Origin of the sequence: Streptococcus mitis (genome assembly GCF_003942695.1) — a bacterium.
Classification (GTDB): Bacteria; Bacillota; Bacilli; order Lactobacillales; family Streptococcaceae; genus Streptococcus; species Streptococcus mitis_BD.
Window position 1 is genome coordinate 112,148 of record NZ_RJNU01000001.1, and the last position, 19,801, is coordinate 131,948.

At 43.7% G+C, this 19,801-nt stretch carries 19 protein-coding genes and 1 other RNA gene; 17 read left to right on the forward strand and 3 right to left on the reverse strand.

From position 1 onward, the window contains the following. Nucleotides 1-2 precede the first annotated feature (2 nt). From rnpB to tig, 15 genes are all read left to right on the forward strand, one after another. Nucleotides 3-384, forward strand: an RNA gene (rnpB, locus tag D8852_RS00445) — RNase P RNA component class B. An 82-nt stretch (nt 385-466) separates the two neighbouring features. Continuing rightward, complete coding sequence (locus tag D8852_RS00450) at nt 467-1,624, forward strand: THUMP domain-containing class I SAM-dependent RNA methyltransferase (protein ID WP_125424845.1); 1,158 nt, start codon at nt 467-469, stop codon at nt 1,622-1,624. Nucleotides 1,625-1,636: 12 nt separating this feature from the next. Continuing rightward, entirely contained in the window at nt 1,637-3,088 is a 1,452-nt protein-coding gene (mapZ, locus tag D8852_RS00455; protein WP_125424844.1) for a cell division site-positioning protein MapZ, read from the forward strand. A gap of 75 nt (nt 3,089-3,163) precedes the next feature. After that, on the forward strand, nt 3,164-4,588 hold the full coding sequence (gene gndA / locus D8852_RS00460; RefSeq protein ID WP_000158802.1) for an NADP-dependent phosphogluconate dehydrogenase: 1,425 nt from the start codon (nt 3,164-3,166) through the stop codon (nt 4,586-4,588). Nucleotides 4,589-4,599: 11 nt separating this feature from the next. Further along, nucleotides 4,600-5,289, forward strand: coding sequence for a response regulator transcription factor (locus D8852_RS00465; RefSeq protein WP_125424843.1), 690 nt, complete (start codon nt 4,600-4,602; stop codon nt 5,287-5,289). A gap of 99 nt (nt 5,290-5,388) precedes the next feature. Further along, nucleotides 5,389-6,369: an N-acetylmuramoyl-L-alanine amidase family protein gene (locus tag D8852_RS00470; RefSeq protein ID WP_125424842.1), complete on the forward strand. Its 981-nt coding sequence runs from the start codon at nt 5,389-5,391 to the stop codon at nt 6,367-6,369. Between the two features lie 119 nt (nt 6,370-6,488). Then, a complete protein-coding gene (gene mvk, locus D8852_RS00475; RefSeq protein WP_125424841.1) occupies nt 6,489-7,367 on the forward strand; it encodes a mevalonate kinase in 879 nt (292 codons plus the stop codon). Then, a complete protein-coding gene (gene mvaD / locus D8852_RS00480) occupies nt 7,349-8,302 on the forward strand; it encodes a diphosphomevalonate decarboxylase (protein ID WP_125424840.1) in 954 nt (317 codons plus the stop codon). Before mvk ends, mvaD begins: the two co-directional genes overlap by 19 nt. Beyond that, entirely contained in the window at nt 8,289-9,296 is a 1,008-nt protein-coding gene (locus D8852_RS00485) for a phosphomevalonate kinase (protein ID WP_125424839.1), read from the forward strand. Before mvaD ends, D8852_RS00485 begins: the two co-directional genes overlap by 14 nt. Next, complete coding sequence (fni, locus tag D8852_RS00490) at nt 9,280-10,281, forward strand: type 2 isopentenyl-diphosphate Delta-isomerase (RefSeq protein ID WP_125424838.1); 1,002 nt, start codon at nt 9,280-9,282, stop codon at nt 10,279-10,281. Before D8852_RS00485 ends, fni begins: the two co-directional genes overlap by 17 nt. Nucleotides 10,282-10,399: 118 nt before the next feature. Then, entirely contained in the window at nt 10,400-11,098 is a 699-nt protein-coding gene (gene liaF, locus D8852_RS00495) for a cell wall-active antibiotics response protein LiaF (RefSeq protein WP_125424837.1), read from the forward strand. Next, a complete protein-coding gene (locus D8852_RS00500; RefSeq protein ID WP_125424836.1) occupies nt 11,095-12,093 on the forward strand; it encodes a sensor histidine kinase in 999 nt (332 codons plus the stop codon). Before liaF ends, D8852_RS00500 begins: the two co-directional genes overlap by 4 nt. A gap of 9 nt (nt 12,094-12,102) precedes the next feature. Beyond that, a complete protein-coding gene (locus D8852_RS00505; RefSeq protein WP_125424835.1) occupies nt 12,103-12,735 on the forward strand; it encodes a response regulator transcription factor in 633 nt (210 codons plus the stop codon). Next, the gene (locus D8852_RS00510) at nt 12,736-13,392 is read left to right on the forward strand and encodes a DNA alkylation repair protein (RefSeq protein WP_125424834.1); all 657 of its coding nucleotides are present in this window, start codon (nt 12,736-12,738) and stop codon (nt 13,390-13,392) included. A 91-nt stretch (nt 13,393-13,483) separates the two neighbouring features. Then, complete coding sequence (tig, locus tag D8852_RS00515; protein WP_125424833.1) at nt 13,484-14,767, forward strand: trigger factor; 1,284 nt, start codon at nt 13,484-13,486, stop codon at nt 14,765-14,767. A 47-nt stretch (nt 14,768-14,814) separates the two neighbouring features. Here the strand turns inward: tig and D8852_RS00520 are convergent, their stop codons facing one another. From D8852_RS00520 to rnhC, 3 genes are all read right to left on the reverse strand, one after another. Further along, nucleotides 14,815-17,181 carry an ATP-dependent RecD-like DNA helicase gene (locus D8852_RS00520; protein ID WP_125424832.1) on the reverse strand — a complete coding sequence of 789 codons (2,367 nt, stop codon included), beginning with the start codon at nt 17,179-17,181 and terminating at the stop codon, nt 14,815-14,817. Between the two features lie 148 nt (nt 17,182-17,329). Beyond that, complete coding sequence (gene lepB, locus D8852_RS00525) at nt 17,330-17,944, reverse strand: signal peptidase I (protein ID WP_125424831.1); 615 nt, start codon at nt 17,942-17,944, stop codon at nt 17,330-17,332. 3 nt (nt 17,945-17,947) lie between these two features. After that, entirely contained in the window at nt 17,948-18,829 is an 882-nt protein-coding gene (rnhC, locus tag D8852_RS00530; RefSeq protein ID WP_125424830.1) for a ribonuclease HIII, read from the reverse strand. Nucleotides 18,830-18,915: 86 nt separating this feature from the next. Here rnhC and zapA point away from each other — a divergent pair, with 86 nt between their 5' ends. Together zapA and D8852_RS00540 are read left to right on the forward strand one after the other, a co-directional pair. Then, nucleotides 18,916-19,218, forward strand: a complete 303-nt coding sequence (gene zapA, locus D8852_RS00535; RefSeq protein ID WP_000002027.1) for a cell division protein ZapA — start codon at nt 18,916-18,918, stop codon at nt 19,216-19,218. After that, entirely contained in the window at nt 19,215-19,763 is a 549-nt protein-coding gene (locus tag D8852_RS00540) for a CvpA family protein (protein ID WP_125424829.1), read from the forward strand. Before zapA ends, D8852_RS00540 begins: the two co-directional genes overlap by 4 nt. Nucleotides 19,764-19,801: the final 38 nt, after the last annotated feature.

A 19,801-nucleotide genomic window follows, 5' to 3' on the forward strand; every position in this document is an offset into this window, starting at 1 on the left:
CAATTTTTGGATAATCGCGTGAAGAGAATCTCTTTTCATGAGGAAAGTCCATGCTAGCACAGGCTGTGATGCCTGTAGTGTTTGTGCTAGGCGAAACCATAAGCCTAGGGACGAGAGATCGTTACGGCAGTCGAAATGGCTAAGTCTTTGGATAGGTCAGAGTAGGCTTGAAAGTGCCACAGTGACGGAGTCTTTCTGGAAACAGAGAGAGTGGAACGCGGTAAACCCCTCAAGCTAGCAACCCAAATTTTGGTCGGGGCATGGAGTGCACGGAAACGAACGTAGTACTCTGACTGTTATCAGTTACAGGCTGTTAGCGGTAGACAGATGATTATCGAAGGAAGTGGTCCTAGTCACTTCTGGAACAAAACATGGCTTATAGAAAATTGCATATAGGTTGGGGCTGAGAATTTTTTCTCAACCTCATTTTTTAAAGTGAACAAGAGAAAGGTCTTGCAAGACTAGAATGAAAGAACAATTTAATTTAATCGCAACTGCTGCGGCGGGTCTTGAGGCTGTCGTTGGACGTGAGGTGCGAGAGTTAGGCTATGATTGCCATGTTGAAAACGGCCGTGTCCGCTTCCAAGGAGATGTGAAGGCAATCATTGAGACCAATCTTTGGCTTCGTGCGGCTGATCGCATCAAGATTGTAGTCGGAAGTTTTCCAGCTAAGACCTTTGAAGAGCTTTTTCAAGGCGTTTTTGCTCTAGATTGGGAAAACTATCTCCCGCTTGGGGCGCGTTTCCCGATATCAAAGGCTAAATGTGTTAAGTCTAAACTTCACAACGAGCCTAGTGTCCAGGCTATTTCCAAAAAGGCAGTTGTCAAGAAATTACAAAAACACTATGCCCGTCCAGAAGGTGTTCCTTTGATGGAGACTGGTCCTGAGTTTAAGATCGAGGTGTCCATCCTTAAAGATGTAGCAACTGTCATGATTGACACGACAGGTTCTAGCCTTTTTAAACGTGGTTATCGTACGGAAAAGGGTGGAGCGCCTATCAAGGAAAACATGGCAGCAGCCATTTTACAACTCTCTAACTGGTATCCAGACAAGCCCTTGATCGATCCGACCTGTGGTTCAGGAACTTTCTGTATCGAGGCGGCTATGATGGCTAGAAAGATGGCGCCGGGGCTTCGCCGTTCCTTTGCTTTTGAGGAATGGAACTGGGTTAGCGATCGGTTAATCCAAGAAGTTCGCACAGAGGCTGCTAAGAAAATCGATCGTGAGATAGAATTGGATATTATGGGCTGTGATATTGATGCTCGGATGGTTGAGACTGCTAAGGCCAATGCTCAAGCAGCTGGTGTAGCTGGAGATATCACTTTTAAACAAATGCGGGTACAGGATTTGCGTTCAGACAAGATAAATGGCGTCATCATTTCCAATCCACCATATGGTGAACGTTTGTCTGATGATGCAGGAGTTACTAAGCTCTATGCAGAAATGGGGCAGGTCTTCACCCCACTGAAAACCTGGAGTAAATTTATCCTGACGAGTGACGAAGCTTTTGAAAGCAAGTACGGAAGCCCAGCGGATAAAAAGCGCAAACTTTATAACGGGACCTTAAAAGTGGATTTGTATCAATACTTTGGTCAGCGTGTGAAACGCCAAGAGGTAAAGTAGAAAGGAAGACAGATGAGTAAAAAAAGACACAATCGCCATAAAAAAGAGTATCAAGAGTCCAAATTTGATTTTGACGAGGCGAAAGATCTGACAGTTGGTCAAGTCATCCGTAAAAATGAAGAAGTTGAAGCTGGTGTACTGCCAGAAGATAGTATTCTAGATAAATACATCAAACAGCACCGCGAGGAAATCGAAGCCGATAAGTTTGAAACACGTCAATTTAAAAAAGAAGAACTGCAGGAAACTCAGGCTCAAGAAGAATTGACGACACAGGAAGTTCCAGAAATCACTGAAGAGTCGGCACCAATCATAGAGGAACCCGATACAGTTTCAGAAGAAACCGTGTCAGACTCAGTGGAAACTACAAGCTCGGATGTGATTTTGCCTCCTTTGGGAGAAGAAAATCAAGACTTGGAACCGCTTGTGTTGGAAAAGCAAACGCCAGCAGAGGTTGCTGATGAGAAAGAAGAGGAAGAGACAGCTCTACTTTCACGCTCAGCTCAGGCAGAACCAGAAACAGTTTCTAATTCTAAAAAGAAGCGCGTGTTTATTATCGGTTCAGCCTTGGCAGCAGCCCTTATCTTGGCAGGTAGTTACTATATCTATCGTCAAGTAACTCGCTCCAACCAAGCCATCCAGTCTTCCCAGTCTTCTTCTAGTAATCAAGAAACACAAACAGCCCTACAAGAGTTTAATGCCCTCTACGATGCTTTTTATACAGATGCTAATAAAACGGCTTTGAAAAATAGTCAGTTTGACAAGTTGGACCGACTCAAGGCTCAACTAGATAAACTCGAAGGTAGCCGAGAGCACACTCTGGCCAAGTCTAAGTATGATAGTTTAGAAACTCAAATCAAGGCTGTGCAAGAAGTGAATAATCAGTTTGAAACTCCAGCAATTACTGATGGTGTCTTGGATACCAATGCGAAGGTCAAGGCAGATGCTAAATTTACAGAAATTAAAACAGGGAATACAGAGCTAGATAAACTGTTAGATAAGGCCATTAGCCTTGGTAAGAGCCAGCAAACAAGCGCCTCTAGTTCAAGTTCAAGTAGCAGTAGCCAAGAAAGTTCAAGTACAACGACTGATAGCAGTACGAGCAGTTCGTCTGCTTCATCAAGTTCAGCGCCTGCCAGCAGACCAGAAAGTGGAGGTTTGTCTAGTGATGGTGTCAATCTTCAAAGAAGTGCTAGTCGTGTACCCTACAACCAATCAGCTGTAGAGGATAGTAGCAACCCTGCCTGGAATTTTGCTGATGGTGTTTTGGAACAAATCCTAGCAACATCACGTGCTCGTGGCTATATCACTGGCAATCAATATATCCTGGAACGTGTCAATATCGTAAACGGAAATGGTTATTATAACCTCTACAAACCAGATGGAACCTATCTCTTCACCCTCAACTGTAAGACTGGATACTTTGTTGGTAATGGAGCTGGTCACGCGGATGACTTGGATTACTAGGAGTCCGTTACAAAATTCTTTCCTTTCATAGGTAAAAATGATAAAATAAAACATATTAAACAAGAGGAGTGTCACATGACAAAAGCAAACTTTGGTGTTGTTGGTATGGCCGTAATGGGTCGTAACCTTGCCCTAAATATCGAATCTCGTGGCTATACAGTTGCCATTTACAACCGTAGTAAAGAAAAAACAGAAGACGTAATTGCTTGCCATCCTGAAAAGAACTTTGTACCTAGCTACGATGTAGAGTCTTTCGTTCAATCTATCGAAAAACCTCGTCGTATCATGCTCATGGTTCAAGCTGGACCTGGTACAGACGCAACTATCCAAGCTCTTCTTCCCCACCTTGACAAGGGTGATATCTTGATTGACGGAGGAAACACTTTCTACAAAGATACCATCCGTCGTAATGAAGAATTAGCAAACTCTGGTATCAACTTTATCGGTACAGGGGTTTCTGGTGGTGAAAAAGGTGCCCTTGAAGGTCCTTCTATCATGCCTGGTGGACAAAAAGAAGCCTACGAATTGGTTGCTGATGTTCTTGAAGAAATCTCAGCCAAAGCACCTGAAGATGGCAAACCATGTGTGACTTACATCGGTCCTGATGGAGCTGGTCACTATGTGAAAATGGTCCACAACGGTATCGAGTATGGGGACATGCAATTGATCGCAGAAAGCTACGACCTCATGCAACACTTGCTTGGCCTTTCTGCAGAAGATATGGCTGAAATCTTTACTGAGTGGAACAAGGGCGAATTGGACAGCTACTTGATCGAAATCACAGCTGATATCTTGAGCCGTAAAGACGATGAAGGTCAAGATGGACCAATCGTAGATTACATCCTTGATGCCGCAGGTAATAAGGGAACTGGTAAATGGACTAGCCAATCATCACTTGACCTTGGTGTGCCATTGTCACTTATCACTGAGTCAGTATTTGCCCGCTACATCTCTACATACAAAGAAGAGCGTGTGCATGCTAGCAAGGTTCTTCCAAAACCAGCTGCTTTCAAGTTTGAAGGTGACAAGGCTGAGTTGATCGAAAAGATCCGTCAAGCCCTTTACTTCTCAAAAATCATTTCATACGCACAAGGTTTTGCCCAATTGCGTGTGGCTTCTAAAGAAAATAACTGGAACTTGCCATTTGCGGACATCGCATCTATCTGGCGTGATGGCTGTATCATCCGTTCACGTTTCTTGCAAAAGATCACAGATGCTTACAACCGTGATGCAGACCTTGCCAACCTTCTCTTGGATGAATACTTCTTGGATGTCACTGCTAAGTACCAACAAGCAGTTCGTGATATCGTAGCTCTTGCTGTTCAAGCTGGTGTACCAGTGCCAACCTTCTCAGCAGCTATTACTTACTTTGATAGCTACCGTTCAGCTGACCTTCCTGCTAACTTGATCCAAGCGCAACGTGACTACTTTGGTGCCCACACTTACCAACGTAAAGACAAAGAAGGAACATTCCACTACTCTTGGTATGACGAAAAATAAGTAGGTCTGCCATGGGGAAACGGATTTTATTACTTGAGAAAGAACGAAATCTCGCTCATTTTCTCAGTCTGGAACTCCAAAAAGAGCAATACCGTGTTGATCTGGTCGAGGAGGGGCAAAAAGCTCTCTCCATGGCTCTCCAGACAGATTATGACTTGATTTTACTGAATGCTCATCTGGGGGATATGACTGCCCAGGATTTTGCAGACAAGCTGAGTCGGACAAAATCAGCCTCAGTGATCATGGTCTTGGACCATCGCGAAGAATTGCAAGATCAGATTGAGACAATCCAGCGCTTCGCCGTTTCTTACATCTATAAGCCAGTGATTATTGATCAGCTGGTGGCTCGTATTTCAGCGATTTTCCGAGGTCGGGACTTCATTGACCAACACTGTAGTCAGATGAAGGTTCCAACGTCTTACCGCAATTTGCGTATGGATGTAGAACATCATACCGTTTATCGTGGCGAGGAGATGATTGCTCTGACGCGCCGTGAGTATGACCTTTTGGCCACTCTCATGGGAAGCAAGAAGGTCTTGACTCGTGAGCAGTTGTTGGAAAGTGTTTGGAAGTACGAAAGTGCGACAGAAACCAATATCGTGGATGTTTATATCCGTTATCTACGTAGCAAGCTTGATGTAAAAGGTCAAAAAAGCTACATTAAAACCGTGCGTGGTGTTGGTTACACCATGCAAGAATAGAAAAGCAGTTGCAGTTGTGTAACTGCTTTTTTTGAGGAATTCCTATATATTGACATACAGTCGGGCCTTTGCTACAATCGTTTCAGGAGGATACAAGGAATGAAAGTATTGAAAAAAATCATGCAAGTTGGATTAGCAGTGTTTTTTCTTGGTCTTTTAGCGACAAATACAGTATTGGCGGATACCACAGGTGGGCAGTTTGTTGATAAGGACAATAGAAAATACTATATAAAAGATGACCATAAAGCGATCTATTGGCATAAAATAGACGGTAAAATGTACTATTTTGATGATGATGGAGAAATGGTAGTCGGCTGGCAATACTTAGAAATTCCTGGGACGGGTTATCGTGATGATTTATTTGATAATCGTCCAGTTTTCGAAATTGGCCTTCAATATAAATGGTACTACTTTGATCAAGATGGGGTATTACAAGAATTTGTTGGCTGGCAACAATTAGAGGTTAAAGATTCATTAACTGTTGGTAAAAAATATGGTGAAGGCTTTGAAGGTCCAGAAGTTCTTAAATTAGCAAATTATTACTTTAATGAAGATCATTCTTTAAAAACAGGTTGGCTCTACGATCAATCTAACTGGTACTATCTAGCAAAAACAGGTCATTCAGGGAAAGACTACCTTGGTGGTGAAAGACGTGCGGGTTGGATAAACGATGATTCGACTTGGTATTACCTAGATCCAACAACTGGTATTATGCAAACTGGTTGGCAATATCTAGGTAATAAGTGGTACTACCTCCGCTCATCGGGAGCTATGGCAACTAGTTGGATTAAAGATGGTTCGACTTGGTATTATCTAGATGCTAAAAATGGAGATATGAAGACAGGCTGGGCTTATGTCGGTAACAAGTGGTACTATCTCCGTCCATCAGGAGCTATGGCAACTGGTTGGATTAAGGATGGTTCGACTTGGTATTACCTACATGCAAATAATGGTGACATGAAGACAGGTTGGTTCCAGGTCAATGGCAAATGGTACTATGCTTATAGCTCAGGCGCTTTAGCAGTTAGTACAAGAGTGGATGGCTACTACGTCAACTATAATGGCGAATGGGTCCAATAATGAAAGAGGCGATTGTGAAGGAAACAATCGCTTTTTTTGTGAAAATATAATAAAATAGATAGGAGAAAATACTACTGTATGAAAAGTAAGACGGTCTTTTCGTCTAGTTGAAGGAAAACATGACAAAAAAAGTTGGTGTCGGTCAGGCACATAGTAAGATTATTTTAATAGGGGAGCATGCGGTAGTCTACGGCTATCCTGCCATTTCCCTACCTCTTTTAGAGGTGGAAGTGACTTGTAAGGTGATACCTGCTGAAAGCCCGTGGCGTCTCTATGAGGAGGATACTTTGTCCATGGCAGTTTATGCTTCGCTGGAGTATTTGGATATCAAAGAAGCTTGCATTCGCTGTGAGATTGACTCGGCTATCCCTGAAAAACGGGGAATGGGTTCGTCAGCGGCTATTAGCATAGCGGCCATTCGAGCTGTTTTTGACTACTATCAAGCTGACCTGCCTCAGGATATATTAGAAATCTTGGTCAATCGGGCTGAGATGATTGCCCATATGAATCCGAGCGGGTTGGATGCCAAGACCTGTCTCAGTGACCAACCAATTCGCTTTATCAAGAATGTAGGATTTACAGAGCTTGAGATGGATCTATCGGCCTATTTGGTGATTGCTGATACAGGCGTTTATGGTCACACTCGTGAAGCCATCCAAGTGGTTCAAAGTAAGGGCAAGGATGCCCTACCGTTTTTGCATGCCTTGGGAGAATTGACTCAGCAGGCAGAAGAGGTGATCAGACAAAAAGATGCTGAAAAACTGGGACAAATCCTCAGTCAGGCGCATTTACATCTAAAGGAAATTGGTGTCAGTAGCCCTGAAGCAGACTCCCTTGTTGCAACGGCTCTTAGCCATGGTGCTCTAGGTGCCAAGATGAGTGGGGGTGGGCTAGGAGGCTGTATCATCGCCTTGGTAGCCAATCTAGGTCAAGCACAAGAACTAGCAAAACGATTAGAAGAGAAAGGAGCTGTTCAGACATGGATCGAAAGCCTGTAACAGTACGTTCCTACGCAAATATTGCCATTATCAAATATTGGGGAAAGAAAAAAGAAAAAGAGATGGTTCCTGCTACTAGCAGCATCTCTCTGACTTTGGAAAACATGTACACAGAGACGACCTTGTCGCCTCTACCGACGGATGCGACTGCTGATGCCTTTTATATCAATGGTCAGCTACAAAATGAGGCTGAGCATGCTAAGATGAGTAAGATTATTGACCGCTACCGTCCAGATGGTGAGGGATTTGTCCGAATCGATACCCAAAACAACATGCCTACTGCGGCTGGCTTGTCATCCAGTTCTAGTGGTTTGTCCGCCTTGGTCAAGGCATGTAATACTTATTTCAAGCTTGGTTTGAATCGGAGCCAGTTGGCGCAGGAGGCTAAGTTTGCCTCAGGTTCTTCCTCCCGCAGTTTTTATGGACCACTGGGTGCCTGGGATAAGGATAGTGGGGAAATTTACCCTGTAGAGACAGACCTGAAACTAGCTATGATTATGTTGGTGCTGGAGGACAAGAAAAAACCAATTTCTAGCCGTGATGGTATGAAACTTTGTGTGGAAACCTCGACGACTTTTGATGACTGGGTGCGTCAGTCTGAGAAGGACTATCAAGATATGCTGGTTTATCTCAAAGAGAATGATTTTGCAAAGGTTGGGGAACTAACGGAGAAAAATGCCCTTGCTATGCATGCTACGACCAAAACAGCATCGCCAGCCTTTTCATATCTGACGGATGCGTCCTATGAAGCGATGGACTTTGTCCGCCAGCTTCGTGAGCAGGGAGAAGCCTGCTACTTTACTATGGATGCTGGTCCCAATGTCAAGGTCCTCTGTCAGGAGAAAGACTTGGAGCATTTATCAGAAATCTTCGGTCAACGTTACCGCTTGATTGTGTCGAAAACAAAGGATTTGAACCAAGATGATTGCTGTTAAAACTTGCGGAAAGCTTTATTTGGCAGGGGAGTATGCTATTCTAGAGCCAGGGCAGTTGGCCTTGATAAAGGCGATACCTATCTATATGAGGGGAGAGATTGCCTTTTCTGACAACTACCGTATCTATTCAGATATGTTTGATTTCGCAGTGGACTTGACGCCAAATCCTGCCTATAGCTTGATTCAAGAAACGATCGCTTTGATGGATGACTTCCTCGCTGTTCGCGGTCAGACTTTGCGATCTTTCTCTTTGGAAATCCGTGGAAAAATGGAACGAGAAGGGAAAAAGTTTGGTCTGGGTTCTAGTGGTAGCGTCGTTGTCTTGGTTATCAAGGCCATACTGTCTCTGTATAATATTACGGTTGATCAGGAACTCTTGTTCAAGCTGGCTAGCGCGGTCTTGCTCAAGCGAGGTGACAATGGTTCCATGGGAGACCTTGCCTGTATCGTGGCAGAGGATTTGGTTCTCTACCAGTCGTTTGATCGAAAGAAGATAGCTACGTGGTTGGAAGAAGAAAACTTGGCGACAGTTTTGGAGCGTGATTGGAGCTTTTCTATCTCACAAGTAAAACCAGGTCTAGAATGTGATTTCCTAGTGGGATGGACCAAGCAAGTAGCGGTGTCTAGTGATATGGTCCAACAAATCAAACAAAACATAGACCAGAATTTTTTAACTTCCTCGAAAGCAACGGTGTCTGCTTTGGTAGAAGCCTTGGAGCAGGGGAAAGCAGAAAAAATCATCGAGCAAGTAGAAGTAGCCAGCCAACTTTTAGAAGGCTTGAGCACAGACATTTACACGCCTTCGCTGAGACAGTTGAAAGAAGCCAGTCAAGATTTGCTGGCTGTTGCCAAGAGTAGTGGCGCTGGTGGCGGTGACTGTGGGATTGCCTTGAGTTTTGATGAGCAATCAACTGAAGCTTTAAAAAATCGTTGGGCCGATCTGGGGATTGAGCTCTTATACCAAGAAAGGATAGGACATGACGACAAATCGTAAGGACGAGCATATCCGCTATGCCCTTGAGCAGAAAAGTTTCTATAATAGCTTTGATGAGGTTGAGTTAATCCACTCTTCACTACCGCTCTATGACCTAGATGAGATTGATTTGTCTACAGAATTTGCAGGTCGAAAGTGGGACTTTCCTTTTTATATCAATGCCATGACAGGTGGGAGCGAAAAAGGTAAAGAAATCAATCAAAAGCTGGCTCAGGTGGCAGAAGCCTGTGGGGTTTTGTTTGTAACGGGGTCTTACAGCGCAGCCCTCAAGGATTCTACAGATGACTCTTTTTCTGTCAAATCTAGCTATCCAAAGCTCCTCCTTGGAACCAATATTGGATTGGATAAGCCTGTTGACCTAGGACTTCAGACTGTGCAAGCAATGGATCCGGTCCTCCTGCAAGTGCATGTCAATGTTATGCAGGAATTGCTCATGCCCGAGGGAGAAAGGAAGTTTAGAAGCTGGCAATCGCATCTAGCAGATTATAGCAAGCAAATCCCTGTTTCTATCGTTTTAAAGGAAGTGGGCTTTGGGATGGATGTGAAGACCATCGAAAGAGCCTATGAACTGGGTGTTCGAACCTTTGACCTGTCAGGTCGTGGTGGCACCAGCTTTGCCTATATCGAAAACCGTCGCAGTGGTCAGCGTGATTACCTCAATCAGTGGGGGCAGTCCACTATGCAAGCCCTTCTCAATGCTCAAAACTGGAAAGACAAGGTCCAACTCTTGGTTAGTGGAGGTGTTCGCCATCCACTCGACATTATCAAATGTCTCGTCTTTGGAGCCAAGGCTGTAGGACTGTCTCGAACCGTTCTAGAATTGGTTGAAACCTACTCGGTCGAGGAAGTGATTAGCATCATCCAAGGCTGGAAAGAAGATCTGCGTTTGATCATGTGTGCCCTTAATTGTGCAACCATAGCAGATCTGCAAAACGTAGACTACATTCTTTATGGTAAACTAAAAGAAGCAAAAGATCAGATGTAGAGAGGTCGGGACAAGAATCCCGCCCTTTTTTGTCTCTCTTTGTCAACGCCTTTTTTCCATCCTCAGACCGAGGTGACTTTTTTGAATTGTGATAAAATAGAAGGGAGAGGATGCATCTATGAAAAAATTTCAAATCTTTTTATTTATCGAAGCCTGTCTACTGACGGGAGCTCTGATTTTGATGGTATCAGAGCATTTTTCGCGTTTTCTGCTGATTTTATTCCTCTTTCTTCTCCTGATACGCTATTATGCAGGCAAAGAGGGCAACAACTTTCTCCTCCTTGTGGCGACTATTCTTTTCTTTTTCATTGTCATGCTCAATCCCTTTGTGATTTTAGCTATCTTTGTAGCGGTGATCTACAGTCTCTTTCTTCTCTATCCAATGATGAATCAAGAAAGAGAGGAGACCGATTTGGTCTTTGAAGAGGTGGTGACGGTTAAAAATGAAAAGAATCGTTGGTTTGGCAATCTCCATCATTTCTCTAGTCACCAGACCTGTCAGTTTGATGATATCAATCTCTTTCGCCTCATGGGCAAGGACACCATTCATTTGGAAAGAGTTATCCTAACCAATCATGACAATGTCATTATCCTTAGAAAGATGATCGGAACGACTAGGATTATCGTACCTGTAGATGTGGAAATCAGCCTCAGTGTCAACTGCCTCTATGGAGATCTAACTTTCCTCCATCAACCCAAGCGAGCCCTCCGCAATGAACACTATCATCAGGAAACCAGAGACTACCTCAAGAGTAACAAGAGTGTCAAGATTTTCCTAACTACTATGATTGGAGATGTGGAGGTGGTCAGAGGATGAAAAAGCAATCGTATCTGTTAATTGGGCTGACTTCTTTCCTCTTTATCCTCTTTTTGACCAATAGTCTACTTGATATTTTTGAACTAGACTGGTCCTATTTACTACAAGATATTGAGAAAACAGAGAAGTTAATCTTCTTAATCTTGGTCTTTAGCCTTTCCATGACCTTCTTTTTTGTCCTCTTTTGGCGCGTGATAGAAGAAATCTCTCGCAGAAAAATTCAGGTTAATCTCAAGCGACTGCTAGCAGGAAAAGAGGTAATTTCCTTTGCAGATCCAGACTTGGACGCCAGTTTTAAGTCCTTGTCTGGCAAGCTCAACCTCTTGACAGAGGCTGTTCAAAAGGCTGAAAATCAAAGCCTGGTCAAGGAAGAAGAAATCATCGAGAAAGAACGGAAGCGGATTGCACGTGACCTGCATGATACAGTTAGTCAGGAGTTGTTTGCAGCCCATATGATTTTATCAGGTGTCAGTCAGCAGGCTTTGAAGCTGGATAGAGAAAAGATGCAGACCCAGTTGCAAAGTGTCGCAGCCATCCTCGAAACAGCCCAGAAAGATTTGCGGGTCTTGCTCCTACATTTACGCCCAGTGGAGTTGGAAGAGAAGAGTTTGATTGAGGGGATTCAAATTCTCTTAAAAGAGCTAGAGGACAAGAGTGATCTCAAGGTTAGTCTCAAGCAGAATGTGTCTAAATTGCCCAAGAAGATTGAAGAACATATCTTCCGCATTTTGCAGGAGTTGATCAGCAATACCCTTCGCCATGCCCAGGCATCTTGTCTCGATGTATATCTCTATCAGACAGATGTTGAAGTGCAACTGAAGGTGGTGGACAATGGAATTGGTTTCCAGTTAGGGAGCTTAGATGACTTGAGTTATGGACTGCGAAATATCAAGGAGCGGGTCGAAGATATGGCAGGAACGGTTCAACTCTTGACAGCACCTAAGCAAGGACTGGCGGTTGATATCCGTATTCCCTTGTTAGATAAGGAATTATAAGGAGTAGAGATGAAAATTTTACTGGTAGATGACCATGAAATGGTTCGATTGGGCTTGAAAAGCTATTTTGATCTCCAAGACGATGTAGAAGTTGTGGGCGAAGCTGCCAATGGGGCTCAAGGCATTGACTTAGCTTTGAAATTGCGTCCAGATGTCATTGTCATGGATATCGTCATGCCTGAGATGAATGGGATTGACGCGACCTTGACCATCCTCAAAGAATGGCCTGAAGCCAAGATTTTGATTGTCACCTCTTACTTGGACAATGAAAAAATCATGCCAGTCTTGAATGCGGGTGCCAAAGGTTATATGCTCAAGACTTCTAGTGCAGATGAATTGCTCCACGCTGTCCGCAAGGTGGCTGCTGGAGAGCTGGCCATTGAACAAGAGGTCAGCAAGAAGGTCGAATACCACCGCAATCATATCGAGCTTCATGAGGAATTGACTGCTCGTGAACGAGACGTGCTTCAACTGATCGCCAAGGGCTACGAAAATCAGCGCATCGCAGATGAACTCTTTATCTCTCTCAAGACGGTCAAGACCCACGTGTCCAACATTCTTGCCAAACTTGAGGTCAGCGATCGAACTCAAGCTGCGGTCTATGCCTTCCAGCACCACTTGGTCAGGCAGGAGGACTTTTAGATGAGTCTTGCAGATTTACTTGGGGAGTTAGAAGCAGCAAAAGATCCTGAAAAAGCGGGCCCAATGGAAGCCTATATGCGTCATCAATTTCTCTTTTTAGGTATTGCAGGTCCTGAAAGAAATGCACTCTATAAAAAGTATTTTCCAGAAGCGAAAAAAACAAGAATTATCGATTGGGATTTTGTAGACACTTGCTGGGAAAAGGAATCTAGAGAATACCAATATGTGGCTGCTAACTATTTGAAAACCATGCAGTCTTATCTAACGAAGGAGGATTTGCCTAAGCTTGAGCGCCTGGTCGTGACTAAGTCTTGGTGGGACACGGTAGATATCCTAGATCGAGTAGTAGGAAGTTTGGTAGCCGACCATCCAGAACTTGAAGAAGTGATTTTAAAATGGAGCCTCTCAGACAATATCTGGCTGAGACGAGTCGCTATTGACCACCAGTTGTTAAGAAAAGAGAAAACAAATGTCCAACTGATGGGAAAGATTCTGCTCAACAATCTGGACCAGACAGAATTTTTTATCAACAAAGCCATCGGCTGGGCTCTAAGAGACTACTCTAAAACCAATCCCGAATGGGTAGCACGTTTTATTGAAAAAAATAAGAAGAGAATGGCTGAACTCAGTATCAAGGAAGCCAGCAAGTACCTTTAGCATCGTTGAAAAGCGTATTCATTACTTGAAAAAAGTCGCTCGTTTATGTTATAATAGACTGTATTTAAAAATTTTAAGGAGAAATGACAGAATGTCTGTATCATTTGAAAACAAAGAAACAAACCGTGGTGTCTTGACTTTCACAATCTCTCAAGGCCAGATCAAACCAGAAGTGGATCGTGTCTTCAACTCAGTAAAGAAAACTCTTAACGTTCCAGGTTTCCGTAAAGGTCACCTTCCACGTCCTATCTTCGATAAAAAATTTGGTGAAGAAACACTTTACCAAGATGTGTTGAACGCTCTTTTGCCAAACGCTTATGAAGCAGCTGTAAAAGAAGCTGGTCTTGAAGTGGTTGCGCAACCAAAAATTGACGTAACTTCAATGGAAAAAGGTCAAGACTGGGTTATCACTGCTGAAGTCGTGACAAAACCTGAAGTAAAATTGGGTGACTACAAAAACCTTGAAGTATCAGTAGATGTAGAAAAAGAAGTAACAGACGCTGACGTTGAAGAGCGTATCGAACGCGAACGCAACAACTTGGCTGAATTGGTTATCAAGGAAGCTGCTGCTGAAAATGGCGATACTGTTGTTATCGACTTCGTTGGTTCTATCGACGGTGTTGAATTTGACGGTGGAAAAGGTGAAAACTTCTCACTTGGACTTGGTTCAGGACAATTCATCCCTGGTTTTGAAGACCAATTGGTTGGTCACTCAGCTGGCGAAACTGTTGATGTAGTTGTAACATTCCCAGAAGACTACCAAGCAGAAGACCTTGCAGGTAAAGAAGCTAAATTCGTGACAACTATCCACGAAGTAAAAGCCAAAGAAGTTCCGGCTCTTGACGATGAACTTGCAAAAGACATCGACGAAGAAGTGGAAACTCTTGACGAATTGAAAGAAAAATACCGCAAAGAATTGACTGCTGCGAAAGAAGAAGCATACAAAGATGCCCTTGAAGGCGCAGCAATCGATAAAGCTGTAGAAAACGCTGAAATCGTAGAACTTCCAGAAGAAATGATCCACGAAGAAGTTCACCGTTCAGTAAATGAATTCCTTGGAAACTTGCAACGTCAAGGGATCAACCCTGACATGTACTTCCAAATCACTGGAACTACTCAAGAAGACCTTCACAAACAATACGAAGCAGAAGCTGAGTCACGTACGAAGACTAACCTTGTAATCGAAGCAGTTGCCAAAGCTGAAGGATTTGACGCTACTGAAGAAGAAATCCAAAAAGAAATCGAACAATTGGCTGCGACTTACAACATGGAAGTGGCACAAGTTCAAAACTTGCTTTCAGCTGATATGTTGAAACACGATATCGCAATCAAAAAAGCTGTTGAATTGATCACAAGCACTGCAACAGTAAAATAATCTTAAATGATAAAAAGCCCACCTAACTAGGTGGGTTTTCTGATGCACTATTTTCCAAAAATCTCTTTGAGGTCTGCATCTGTAATTCCGATCATTGCTGGGATGCTAGACCAGTTTTCCTCAGTGAGGATGTAGGATAGAGGAGAATTCTCATGATTTGTCGTTTCGCTAGGGGCTGGGTTGGTTTGGTCAGTCTTTTCTATCAGGTCCTGAAAACGCTCAATCAGATAGGTCTTGCGGGCAGTCCCGATATGCTTGACTGCATAGTCAAAGGCCTGTAATTCACCAAGAAGGATAAGCTTGCTCTTGGCACGTGTGATAGCTGTGTAGATGAGATTTCGCTCCAGCATGCGCTTGCTAGCACTGGTGATGGGCAGGATGACAACGGGAAACTCACTTCCCTGAGACTTATGGATGCTCATGGCATAGGCCAGTCGAATCTTGTACCATTCGTTACGTGGGTAGACGACCTCATTGCCGTCAAAATCAATGACAATCTCGTCTTGTTTGGACTCAGTGTATTTTCCAGGAATCAAATCTGTGATGTAGCCTAGGTCTCCATTAAAGACATTGACTTCAGCGTCGTTGACTAGGTGAATGACCTTGTCCCCTGTTCGATAGTAACACTGAGTTGCTTCAAAGCTAACTTGCCCCTTTTGCTGAGGATTGAGCAGGTCTTGCATGAGTTGGTTGATGGCGTCAATACCAGCAGTTCCTCGATACATAGGCGCTAGCACCTGAATATCACGAGCTGGAATGCCACTTCTGAGGGCAGCACCAAGAATTTTCTCAATGGTTGCAGGGATATGGTTACTCATGATTTCAAAGTAGGAGCGATCGGCCTTTTTCTGGGTAAAGTCGGCTGGCAAGATTCCCTGTCGAATCTGACTCGCTAAGGTAACGATAGTTGATTCTTCGCTCTGACGGTAAATCCGCTCCAAGCGAGTCTGAGGGATCAGAGGTATCTGGAGCAGGTCAGCTAGGACTTGTCCAGGACTAACAGAAGGTAGCTGATCGCTATCTCCCACGATGAGAATTTTACTGTTAGAAGAGATGTTGGAGAAAAGTTGGTTGGCTAGCCAAGTGTCCACCATAGAAAACTCATCCACGATGATGAAGTCGGCATCCAGATAATCTTCCAGATGACTGGTATCATCGTCACCCGTCATTCCCAAATGACGGTGTATGGTCGCGCTAGGCAAACCTGTCAATTCATTCATGCGTCGAGCTGCTCGACCAGTTGGAGCAGCAAGAAGGATCGGCAGGTTGCTTTTTTTCCTGAGGTCAAGACCTTCTAAGAGGGCATAAACAGCGATAATCCCATTGATAACAGTCGTCTTACCAGTACCAGGTCCACCTGTTAGAATAAAGACCTTGTTCTGGATAGCGTCGCAGATAGCCTGTTTTTGAATGGTATCGTACTGAATCCCCAGTTCTTGCTCGACAGTAGAGATATGCTTGTGAATGGTTTCCAAATCCTGACTTTTCTGCTTTCCTTTTTCAAGGATACGAACCAAGTGACTGCGGATGCCTTCCTCAGCGAAAAAGAGGCTGTTATCAAAGATTTTGGTATCAATCTGCTGAACCTTGTCTTCTTCAATCAGATGGGAGAGTTCCTGAGCGACTTGGCTGGGATCGAGTTCTACAGGACGGGAAGACTCGAGGAGAGTAAGGGTTTGTTCCAGCAAGTCTCGGGCTTCCATATAGGTATCGCCTGTATCCATACAAACTTGAAAGAGACTATGGACAAGGCCAGCACGGAAGCGCTCGGGAGCTTGGCTTTCGATGCCTAGTTCGGCAGCTAATTGGTCAGCAATGGTAAAGCCCAATCCCTTGATATCCTCGACCAGCTGGTAGGGATAATTTTCGACAATATCGAGAGTTTCTTCCTTGTAAAAGTCTTGAATCTGAAAGGCTAGTTTATTGGGAATGCCGTAGTTGGCAAGTTTTGCCAAGACCATCTCTGTCCCATAGTTGAGACGGAGGGTAGAGAGGAAAGCCTCACGATTTTGGACAGAGAGTCCTGAGATGCCTTCTAGCTTTTCAGGATGTTCCAGAATTTCGTCTATGGTATTTTCACCATAGCAATCCACGATTTTTTGAGCCGTTTTAAGACCAATTCCCTTGAAGTGGCTACTCGAAAAGTACTTAACTAGCCCTTTTTTAGTTGGTTTTGCCCGCTCATAACGGCTGATTTGCAGTTGTTCTCCGTACTTGGAGTGTTGAACGATTTGTCCCCAAAAGGTGTAGTCTTCGCCCTCAATCACGTCAGCCATGGTTCCTGTAACGATGATTTCAAAATCGTCAAAGTCCTCCGCATTGGTATCTTCGATATCTAAGAGGAGGATACGATAAAAATTGCTGGGATTTTCAAAAATAATGCGTTCAATAGTGCCTGAAAAATAAACTTCCATAGATTTCCTTTTTGATAGAAAAAGAGCTGGGATAGAGCTTTCAGTTAGGCTTTCCTTTGATTTGGGACTTGGTACAAGATATTGCCAAGTTGCAATCTAATTCTAAAAGCTAACTCAAAAAGACTATCACAGCATCTAGTTGCTGGTTTTAAAAGATTCCGATACGGTTGAGTGGCCAGAAACGGAATTTGGCTTCTCCTTTGATTTGACTGGCTTTAAAGGTTCCAACATGGCGACTGTCGCTAGAAACCAAACGGTCATCTCCAAGGAGGAGGTACTCACCCTCGGGTACGGTAAAGCTGAAGCTGGTGTTGAAATTTACATCAACAGTAAAGGCCTGAGCTTTCTGAGCAAGGCTTCTAAAATAGACACCCTTATCCCCTTCAAAGCCTTTCCCTGAATAGGTGCTCTGAAGTTTGTCATTTTTAAACTGTTGGAGGTAGTCTGCTAGGTAAGGTTCGTCGGTTTCTTGATTGTTGATAAAGAGCTTGTCGTTTTCGTAGCGAATGGTATCTCCGGGCATGCCGATGACGCGTTTAACGATGTCTTTATTTCCATCATCTTCATGGGCAACTACAATGTCAAAACGGTTGATAGGGAGGTGTTTGACGACAAAGAGAATCTCTCCATCAGCTAGAGTCGGGTCCATAGAGTGTCCTTCCACACGGACATTGGTCCAGAGAAAGAGACGACTGAGACCAACGAGTATAATGATAAGGAACGTAAGTCCCCACTCTTTTAGAAATGTTTTAAAATAATTCATAATTTACCTTTCTAGAAGTGCTTTGGCTTTTTCAGTATTTTTAAAATGAAGCTTGGCACAGAAGTTGAGCCCTTTCATGCCATAGGCTTGAAGGATTTTGCTAGCAACCTTATCAGAAGCAGTTCCTGCGCCGCTTGGCAGTTGATAGCCTAGTTCTCGTCCAAGATTTTCCAAGTTTTCGAGGAAGAGATCCCGCGCGATGATAGAGCTAACCGCAACAGCCAGGTATTTTCCCTCGGCTTTTTCTTCTAAGCTAATTTTGTTTGGAAAAAGGTTGGCTTCTTGCGCCAAGTACTTGTCATAGTTTTTAGCGCTTGTAAAAGCATCAATCACGATTTTTTCTGGCTGGACTCCTTTTTGAAGCAGGAGAAAGATGGCCTGATTGTGAAGGGCAACCTTTACAGAAACAGCATTGTAACGCTCTCCGATAACTTCGTTGTACTTGCTCGGTGAAAGGAGGAGCGCTTGATGCTGGATTTTTTCCTTAAGGATAGGGGCAATCTGACGAATCTTTTGATCTGTTAGGGTCTTTGAATCCCCCACACCCAGTTTTCGTAAGAAGTCATGCTGGTCAGGTGTCACGAAGGAAGCCACGACAGCAAGCCCACCAAAGTAGGAACCATTTCCCACCTCATCAGTCCCAATCATAGGAAAATCTTGTCCACTGTTTTCCTCTACAACTTGATAGCCAAAGAAACTGGCGTATTGCTCAGCAGCTTCGCCCTGCAGGAGGACTTTTCCAGAAGTATAGATGGAAACTGTTACCTGATGCAGTCGCAAAAAATAGCGAATATAAGGATTTTTACTAGGACTGAGAGCCTTCTGATACTGGCTTAAAAAGCTCTGAATTTCCTGTTCACTTGGTGTGAGTGTGATACTTGCCATAGTCTCTATTGTACCACAAAAGCAGGAGAATTGGTAAAAACTGACAAAATTAGCGAAATTTGGTATAATATCGTGAGGTGAATTTTATGGCAAATCTAAATCGATATAAGTTTACATTCGGGAAAAAGACATTAACCTTGACAACCGAGCATGACAACCTCTTTATGGAGGAAATTGCCAAGGTTGCGACTGAAAAATACCAAGCAATTAAGGAACAAATGCCTGGAGCGGATGATGAAACCATTGCCCTCCTTTTAGCGATTAACAGCCTATCGACGCAGCTTAGTCGTGAGATTGAGTTTGACGATAAGGAGCAGGAGCTTAAAGACCTTCGAAATAAGCTAGTGGCTGTCAAGCAAGAGCAGAGCAAGATTGAGGATTCCCTATGATTTCGATCCTTCTCTTACTGGTTCTAGCTTGGGGGGGTTACATCGGCTACCGTAGAGGTTTGGTGCTGCAAGTTTATTATTTCCTCGTGGCAGTGATTTCAGCCTTTATTGCTGGGCAGTTTTATAAATCGCTGGGAGATCAATTTCACTTGCTTGTTCCTTATGCCAATCCTCAGGAAGGACAGGGTACCTTTTTCTTCCCTTCAGCCCAGCTTTTTCATCTAGACAAGGTCTTTTATGCGGGGCTGGCCTACCTTCTAGTTTTCGGGATTTGCTACACTATCGGACGTTTTATCGGTTTGTTTCTACATTTGATTCCAGTTAAAACACTAGGTGGCAAGTGGTTCCGGGTTAGTGCGGGGGCTTTGTCGCTATTGGTAACCTTATTCGTCTTGCAGATGGCTTTGACCATTCTTGCAACTGTGCCTCTGGCAGTCATTCAAAATTCACTTGAAAAAAGTATCGTAGCTAAACACATCATCCAAAGTATCCCTTTTACGACAAACCTTATCAAACAACTCTGGGTGACAAATTTAATCGGATAAAAAGGGCGGGATTTTTCCTAGCCCTTTGTTTACAGATT

What these genes read in the sequence shown, in the direction of transcription:
- gndA (WP_000158802.1), top strand. Translation starts at nt 3,164, where the DNA reads ATGACAAAAGCAAACTTTGGTGTTGTTGGTATGGCCGTAATGGGTCGT.
- mvk (WP_125424841.1), top strand. Translation starts at nt 6,489, where the DNA reads ATGACAAAAAAAGTTGGTGTCGGTCAGGCACATAGTAAGATTATTTTA.
- D8852_RS00520 (WP_125424832.1), bottom strand. Translation starts at nt 17,181, where the DNA reads ATGGAAGTTTATTTTTCAGGCACTATTGAACGCATTATTTTTGAAAAT.
- lepB (WP_125424831.1), bottom strand. Translation starts at nt 17,944, where the DNA reads ATGAATTATTTTAAAACATTTCTAAAAGAGTGGGGACTTACGTTCCTT.
- D8852_RS00510 (WP_125424834.1), top strand. Translation starts at nt 12,736, where the DNA reads ATGAGTCTTGCAGATTTACTTGGGGAGTTAGAAGCAGCAAAAGATCCT.
- D8852_RS00505 (WP_125424835.1), top strand. Translation starts at nt 12,103, where the DNA reads ATGAAAATTTTACTGGTAGATGACCATGAAATGGTTCGATTGGGCTTG.
- D8852_RS00465 (WP_125424843.1), top strand. Translation starts at nt 4,600, where the DNA reads ATGGGGAAACGGATTTTATTACTTGAGAAAGAACGAAATCTCGCTCAT.
- mapZ (WP_125424844.1), top strand. Translation starts at nt 1,637, where the DNA reads ATGAGTAAAAAAAGACACAATCGCCATAAAAAAGAGTATCAAGAGTCC.
- D8852_RS00500 (WP_125424836.1), top strand. Translation starts at nt 11,095, where the DNA reads ATGAAAAAGCAATCGTATCTGTTAATTGGGCTGACTTCTTTCCTCTTT.
- liaF (WP_125424837.1), top strand. Translation starts at nt 10,400, where the DNA reads ATGAAAAAATTTCAAATCTTTTTATTTATCGAAGCCTGTCTACTGACG.
- D8852_RS00485 (WP_125424839.1), top strand. Translation starts at nt 8,289, where the DNA reads ATGATTGCTGTTAAAACTTGCGGAAAGCTTTATTTGGCAGGGGAGTAT.
- fni (WP_125424838.1), top strand. Translation starts at nt 9,280, where the DNA reads ATGACGACAAATCGTAAGGACGAGCATATCCGCTATGCCCTTGAGCAG.
- D8852_RS00450 (WP_125424845.1), top strand. Translation starts at nt 467, where the DNA reads ATGAAAGAACAATTTAATTTAATCGCAACTGCTGCGGCGGGTCTTGAG.
- rnhC (WP_125424830.1), bottom strand. Translation starts at nt 18,829, where the DNA reads ATGGCAAGTATCACACTCACACCAAGTGAACAGGAAATTCAGAGCTTT.
- tig (WP_125424833.1), top strand. Translation starts at nt 13,484, where the DNA reads ATGTCTGTATCATTTGAAAACAAAGAAACAAACCGTGGTGTCTTGACT.
- mvaD (WP_125424840.1), top strand. Translation starts at nt 7,349, where the DNA reads ATGGATCGAAAGCCTGTAACAGTACGTTCCTACGCAAATATTGCCATT.
- D8852_RS00540 (WP_125424829.1), top strand. Translation starts at nt 19,215, where the DNA reads ATGATTTCGATCCTTCTCTTACTGGTTCTAGCTTGGGGGGGTTACATC.
- zapA (WP_000002027.1), top strand. Translation starts at nt 18,916, where the DNA reads ATGGCAAATCTAAATCGATATAAGTTTACATTCGGGAAAAAGACATTA.
- D8852_RS00470 (WP_125424842.1), top strand. Translation starts at nt 5,389, where the DNA reads ATGAAAGTATTGAAAAAAATCATGCAAGTTGGATTAGCAGTGTTTTTT.